Source organism: Streptomyces sp. N35 (assembly GCF_016464295.1).
Lineage (GTDB): Bacteria > Actinomycetota > Actinomycetes > Streptomycetales > Streptomycetaceae > Streptomyces.
In genome coordinates this window covers 21,136-27,296 of sequence record NZ_JAEIMH010000033.1, presented here as the reverse complement: position 1 = coordinate 27,296, position 6,161 = coordinate 21,136, and the positions used below count along the sequence as shown (strand labels likewise).

The following is a 6,161-nucleotide window of genomic DNA, read 5'->3' as shown; positions in this document are numbered from 1 at the left end:
AACAGACCGGCCCGCCCCCCCACCCCCCCCCCGGGGGCGCCCGGGCCGCGCGGAACCTATGGGGCGGACAGTCCGCCTGTCCAGCCCGAAAAGTGCAGCTCAGCCCACCTTCTGCGCCAGGCCCGTGAACTGCCCCCACGACAGCGCGGGTTGCCGCGCGTCCCACACCCGCTGGGCCATCGCCCGCAGCGGCATCCGGATGCCCGCCGCCACCTGGTCCTGGTTCTGGGCGCTCGCGAAGTCGCACCAGACCGCGAAGCGGGCGCCCAGGATCTGATCGCCGTACGCGGCCGGGACCGGCTTGGAGCCGCGCACCACGAGCGGGTTCCACTCCTTGTAGATCCGCTCGCCGGTCGGGTACTTGAACGTGTTGGGCTCCCCGAGCACGTAGTAGAGGTACTCGTCGTTGAGGTTCACCAGCTTGCGGCCGGCCTTCAGATACTCGACCGGCTCGCGGGCGCGCAGCTCCTTGCCGGTCCAGTACTCGACCTCGAGGTCCTTGTCGGCCTGCACCACTCCGCCGCGGAACAGCCCGTCGTTCCAGACCTTCGGCTTCTTGCCCTCGCCCCTGATCACCTTCGCCCGGTCGTTCAGCCAGCCCGTGGTCAGGTCCTGGACCTTCGCGTTCGGCCCGAACTTCGCGCGGGCGGCCGCGGCCAGCCGCGGATACGAGGCCTCGGGGTTCGCGACCATCAGCGCGCGGTACTCGTCCGCGCCCAGATGCCAGTACGTGCCGGGGAAGAGCCCCGCGTACTCGCGCAGGAGTTCATCGACGATCTTCGCGGACCCCGGCTCGGAGATGTCGATCGCACCGCGGGACGGGACGCCCCGCGCATCCCGCAGCTGCAAGGAGGGGTGCGCCGCCATCACCGCGCCCAGGTGCCCCGGCGAGTCGATCTCCGGGATGACCTCGATATGCAGACTCCGCGCAAGCGCGATGATCCGCTTCACCTCGGACTTCTTCAGATGCTGCACGGAGACCACCTCGGGGTGCGAGGAGGACTCGATACGGAACGCCTGGTCGTCGGAGAAGTGGAGGCCCAGCTGGTTGTACTTGAGGTCCGCGAGCTCACGGATCCGGTCCTCGATCCAGCCGGCCGTGAAGTGCTTGCGCGCGATGTCGAGCATGAATCCGCGCTGCGGCTTCGCGGGCGCGTCCCGGATGACGCCCTCGGGCGCGGTGCCGTCATGGCGCACGATCTGCTTGAGGGTGCGCGTGCCGTAGAAGACCCCCGGCTCGCCCGTCGCGGAGATACGGACCCGCTCGTCGCTGACGCTCATCGTGTACGCCTCGGGGTTCGCTTCGCCCGCGACCAGCGCGAGTTCCACATCGCCCTTGCCGGGCTCGGCGCCCTCGGCGTACTCGAGGCCGAGTTCGTCCGCGATCAGCCGGCCCTCGTCGGCCAGCTCACCCGCGGACTCCTCGGGGACGATCACCTGCGCACCCCGGTCGGGATGCCAGCCCGGCCCGCGCGCCGCCTCGTGCTCGCGGACGGCGGGGATGGTCAACGGCGCCTTCGAGAGCGGGTAGGCCGGCGCGGACGAGGCGGGCGAGCGGTCGTCGGTGCGGTCGCTCACGGAAGGGGTACCGCCCGCGGGAGTGCCGTCCGGCCACAGGGTCACGGTCAGTACGGCGGCGGCCCCGGCCACGAGTGAGGCTGCGGCCAGCAGCGGGCGCCGGCTCACCGCCGTACCTCCCGGGGAGCGCACAGGGGGGACAAAGATCGCGAAAGGGTCGGCATCACGTCAGAAACCTCCCACGCGCGAGGAACCGATCGCTCCGAATACGCCCCGACCGTCCACCTCTCGTTCCCAAACTCTCCCGTCCGGGTGAAATTCGCGCATCCGTCGTACAACTCCCATCAGCCCTCGATAGCGTTACGGCATCCCCGCAGCCCCCCTGCCGATGCCCACTGGCCGCATGGCCGCTTCCGAGGAGCGCACGCTGCCTTCGCCCAGTCCGTACCCCATCGCACCGCCTGCCCTCGCCATACCGAAACAAGCGCAGACGGACGCCACCGGCACCATGCACGCGGGGCTCGACCAGTTCAACACCGCACCGGCCGACGACGCCCGCGCGCTCCTTCTCGACTGCTGTGCCAGTGAACGCTGGGCGGACCGCCTCGTCGAACACCGGCCGTACCCGGACCTGGACGCGCTGCTCGCCGCGGCCGACGAGGCGAGCTACGACCTCACGCCCGCGGAGCTGCACGAGGCGCTCGCCGCCGAGCAGGACGAGTACCCCGCGCCCGGCGACACGCCGCAGTCCGCGCTCACCGCCCTACGTGCCGCGCACGCCGCGTACGAGGCGAAATTCGGTCACGCCTTCCTGCTCAGCCTCGACGCGTTCCACGACGACGAGCATCTCGACCAGGTCCTCGCGAGTCTGCGCACGCGCCTGGCGCACGACCCGGACGAGGAACGGATCGTCGCCGCCGAGCAGCTGCGCCGGCTCGCGCGCGAGCGGATCACGGATGCGCTGTACGTACTGACGTATGCGTAATTCTCCTGAATCCGACCCGCCTGATAGCCCGTACGTGCCTGTTTGATCACACCTATTGACCCCCTGCGGGCATACCGACATCTGGTCGATACGATGACGAGCGGCCGGTGGACCGTACCCGGCCGGGTCTGACCGACACTGAAGCCGGCCGACCCCTATCCCCGCTCCCGGAGGGTTCTTCCGTGCCGGCTGGAACGCTGTACCGCGGCCGGGAAGGAATGTGGTCCTGGGTGGCTCATCGAGTCACCGGCGTCCTCATCTTCTTCTTCCTGTTCGTACACGTCCTCGACACCGCTCTCGTCCGCGTCTCCCCCGAGGCGTATGACGATGTCGTGGCCACCTACAAGACGCCGATCGTGGCGCTGCTGGAATACGGACTGGTCGCGGCCATCCTGTTCCACGCGCTCAACGGCCTGCGCATCGTCGCCGTCGACTTCTGGTCGAAGGGCCCGCGCTTCCAGAAGCAGATGCTCTGGACCGTGCTGGGCATCTGGATCGTGCTGATGGTGGGTGCCCTTTACCCGGTGCTCGGCCACGCCGTACGCGAAGTCTTCGGGAGCTGACGCCGATGTCTCTCAACAAGGAAGCCACCGACGCCACCGCCATCGGCGATGTCGAAGGCGTGACGCTCTATGACGTGGACCACCCCGCGCCCGTCATCGAGGCCCCGCGCAAGCGCACCAAGAAGACACCGAAGGCCACCCGCGGCAACTTCGAGATGTACGGCTGGCTGTTCATGCGCCTGTCCGGCATCGTCCTGGTCGTCCTGGTCCTCGGCCACCTGCTGATCCAGCTGGTGCTCGACGGCGGTGTGTCCAAGATCGGCTTCGCCTTCGTGGCCGGCCGCTGGGCCTCCCCGTTCTGGCAGGCGTGGGACCTGATCATGCTCTGGCTGGCGATGCTGCACGGCGCCAACGGCCTGCGCACGATCATCAACGACTACGCCGAGCGGGACAACACGCGCTTCTGGCTGAAGATGCTGCTCTACACCGCCACGGTGTTCACCGTCCTTCTGGGCACGCTGGTGATCTTCACCTTCGACCCGAACATCCGCTAGGCCCGGGGTAACGACTCATGAAGATCCACAAGTACGACACCGTCATCGTCGGCGCCGGCGGCGCGGGCATGCGCGCGGCCATCGAGTCGACCAAGCGCTCCCGTACCGCGGTGCTCACGAAGCTCTACCCGACCCGCTCCCACACCGGTGCGGCGCAGGGCGGCATGGCCGCCGCGCTCGCCAACGTGGAAGAGGACAACTGGGAGTGGCACACCTTCGACACGATCAAGGGCGGTGACTACCTGGTCGACCAGGACGCCGCCGAGATCCTCGCGAAGGAGGCCATCGACGCGGTCCTCGACCTGGAGAAGATGGGCCTGCCGTTCGGCCGTACGCCCAAGGGCGAGATCGACCAGCGGCGTTTCGGCGGTCACTCCCGCAACCACGGCGAGGCCCCGGTCCGCCGCGCGTGCTACTCGGGCGACCGCACCGGCCACATGATCCTGCAGACGCTGTACCAGAACTGCATCAAGGAGGGCGTGGAGTTCTTCAACGAGTTCTACGTCCTCGACCAGCTCATCGTCGAAGAGGACGGCGTCAAGAAGAGCGCCGGCGTCGTCGCGTACGAGCTGGCCACCGGCGAGATCCACGTCTTCCAGGCGAAGGCCGTGATCTACGCGTCCGGCGGCACCGGCAAGTTCTTCAAGGTGACCTCCAACGCGCACACCCTCACCGGTGACGGCCAGGCGGCCTGCTACCGGCGCGGACTGCCGCTGGAGGACATGGAGTTCTTCCAGTTCCACCCGACCGGCATCTGGCGCATGGGCATCCTTCTCACGGAGGGCGCCCGCGGTGAGGGCGGCATCCTCCGCAACAAGGACGGCGAGCGCTTCATGGAGAAGTACGCGCCGGTCATGAAGGACCTCGCGTCCCGTGACGTCGTGTCCCGCTCCATCTACACCGAGATCCGTGAGGGCCGCGGCTGCGGCCCCGAGGGCGACCACGTCTACCTCGACCTCACGCACCTCCCGCCGGAGCAGCTGGACGCCAAGCTCCCGGACATCACCGAGTTCGCGCGTACGTACCTCGGCATCGAGCCCTACACGGACCCGATCCCGATCCAGCCCACCGCGCACTACGCGATGGGCGGCATCCCGACGAACGTCCAGGGTGAGGTCCTCGCGGACAACACCACGGTCGTGCCTGGTCTGTACGCCGCCGGCGAGGTCGCCTGCGTCTCGGTGCACGGCGCCAACCGTCTGGGCACCAACTCGCTGCTCGACATCAACGTCTTCGGCAAGCGCTCGGGTATCGCCGCCGCCGAGTACTCGGCCAAGGCTGAGTACATCGAGCTGCCGGAGAACCCGGCCGAGCTGGTCGTCGAGCAGGTCGAGCGGCTGCGGAACTCCACGGGCAACGAGCGCGTGGCGGACATCCGCAAGGAGCTGCAGGAGACGATGGACGCCAACGTGATGGTGTTCCGTACGGAGCAGACCATCAAGTCGGCCGTCGAGAAGATCGCCGAACTGCGGGCCCGCTACAAGAACGTGTCGATCCAGGACAAGGGCAAGCGCTTCAACACCGACCTCCTGGAGGCCATCGAGCTGGGCAACCTGCTCGACCTGGCCGAGGTCATGGCGGTCTCCGCGCTCGCGCGCAAGGAGTCCCGCGGCGGTCACTACCGCGAGGACTACCCCAACCGCGACGACGTCAACTTCATGCGCCACACCATGGCGTACCGCGAGGTCGGCGACGACGGCTCCGATTCCGTCCGCCTCGACTACAAGCCGGTCGTCACGACCCGCTACCAGCCGATGGAGCGTAAGTACTGATGGCAACTCCCGTACTGGACAAGGTCGAGGCCGAGTCCGCAGCGTCGCCGTACATCACGGTCACCTTCCGCATCCGGCGCTTCAACCCCGAGATCTCGGACGAGGCGATCTGGGAGGACTTCCGGATCGACATCGATCCGAAGGAGCGCGTGCTCGACGGCCTGCACAAGATCAAGTGGGACCTCGACGGCTCGCTGACCTTCCGCCGCTCGTGCGCGCACGGCATCTGCGGCTCGGACGCGATGCGGATCAACGGCAAGAACAGGCTCGCCTGCAAGACGCTGATCAAGGACATCAACCCCGAGAAGCCGATCACGGTCGAGCCCATCAAGGGCCTCACCGTGCTCAAGGACCTCGTGGTCGACATGGAGCCGTTCTTCCAGGCGTACCGCGATGTCATGCCGTTCCTCATCACCGAGGGCAACGAGCCGACGCGCGAGCGCCTGCAGTCCCCCGAGGACCGCGAGCGCTTCGACGACACCACCAAGTGCATCCTTTGCGCGGCGTGCACGTCGTCCTGCCCCGTGTTCTGGAACGACGGGCAGTACTTCGGCCCGGCCGCGATCGTCAACGCGCACCGCTTCATCTTCGACTCGCGCGACGAGGCCGGTGAGCAGCGCCTCGAGATCCTCAACGACCGTGACGGCGTGTGGCGTTGCCGCACCACGTTCAACTGCACGGACGCCTGCCCGCGTGGCATCGAGGTCACCAAGGCGATCCAGGAAGTGAAGCGCGCGCTGATCACGCGTCGCTTCTGAGTTCCTTCGCCGTACGCAGTCATGGGCGCCGTCCCTCCCCTGCGCACGGGCCCCGCGCGCTATTTCTTGGG

General features: G+C 68.0%; 6 protein-coding genes. 5 read left to right on the top strand and 1 reads right to left on the bottom strand.

Annotation, left to right across the window (positions count from 1 at the left end; all coding sequences use genetic code 11):
- Nucleotides 1–99: 99 nt before the first annotated feature.
- Nucleotides 100–1,686: a glycoside hydrolase family 20 protein gene (locus JAO81_RS19525; protein ID WP_199549159.1), complete on the bottom strand. Its 1,587-nt coding sequence runs from the start codon at nucleotides 1,684–1,686 to the stop codon at nucleotides 100–102.
- 235 nt (nucleotides 1,687–1,921) lie between these two features.
- Here JAO81_RS19525 and JAO81_RS19520 point away from each other — a divergent pair, with 235 nt between their 5' ends.
- The 5 genes from JAO81_RS19520 (at nucleotide 1,922) to JAO81_RS19500 (ending at nucleotide 6,090) form a co-directional block, all read left to right on the top strand.
- Entirely contained in the window at nucleotides 1,922–2,503 is a 582-nt protein-coding gene (locus JAO81_RS19520) for a 2-oxo-4-hydroxy-4-carboxy-5-ureidoimidazoline decarboxylase (RefSeq protein ID WP_199549158.1), read from the top strand.
- Nucleotides 2,504–2,685: 182 nt separating this feature from the next.
- Nucleotides 2,686–3,066 carry a succinate dehydrogenase, cytochrome b556 subunit gene (gene sdhC, locus JAO81_RS19515; protein ID WP_199549157.1) on the top strand — a complete coding sequence of 127 codons (381 nt, stop codon included), beginning with the start codon at nucleotides 2,686–2,688 and terminating at the stop codon, nucleotides 3,064–3,066.
- A 5-nt stretch (nucleotides 3,067–3,071) separates the two neighbouring features.
- Nucleotides 3,072–3,560, top strand: coding sequence for a succinate dehydrogenase hydrophobic membrane anchor subunit (locus tag JAO81_RS19510; RefSeq protein ID WP_165336104.1), 489 nt, complete (start codon nucleotides 3,072–3,074; stop codon nucleotides 3,558–3,560).
- A 17-nt stretch (nucleotides 3,561–3,577) separates the two neighbouring features.
- The gene (gene sdhA / locus JAO81_RS19505; protein ID WP_199549156.1) at nucleotides 3,578–5,332 is read left to right on the top strand and encodes a succinate dehydrogenase flavoprotein subunit; all 1,755 of its coding nucleotides are present in this window, start codon (nucleotides 3,578–3,580) and stop codon (nucleotides 5,330–5,332) included.
- Nucleotides 5,332–6,090, top strand: a complete 759-nt coding sequence (locus JAO81_RS19500; RefSeq protein WP_165336106.1) for a succinate dehydrogenase iron-sulfur subunit — start codon at nucleotides 5,332–5,334, stop codon at nucleotides 6,088–6,090. Before sdhA ends, JAO81_RS19500 begins: the two co-directional genes overlap by 1 nt.
- The last annotated feature ends 71 nt before the right edge of the window (nucleotides 6,091–6,161 follow it).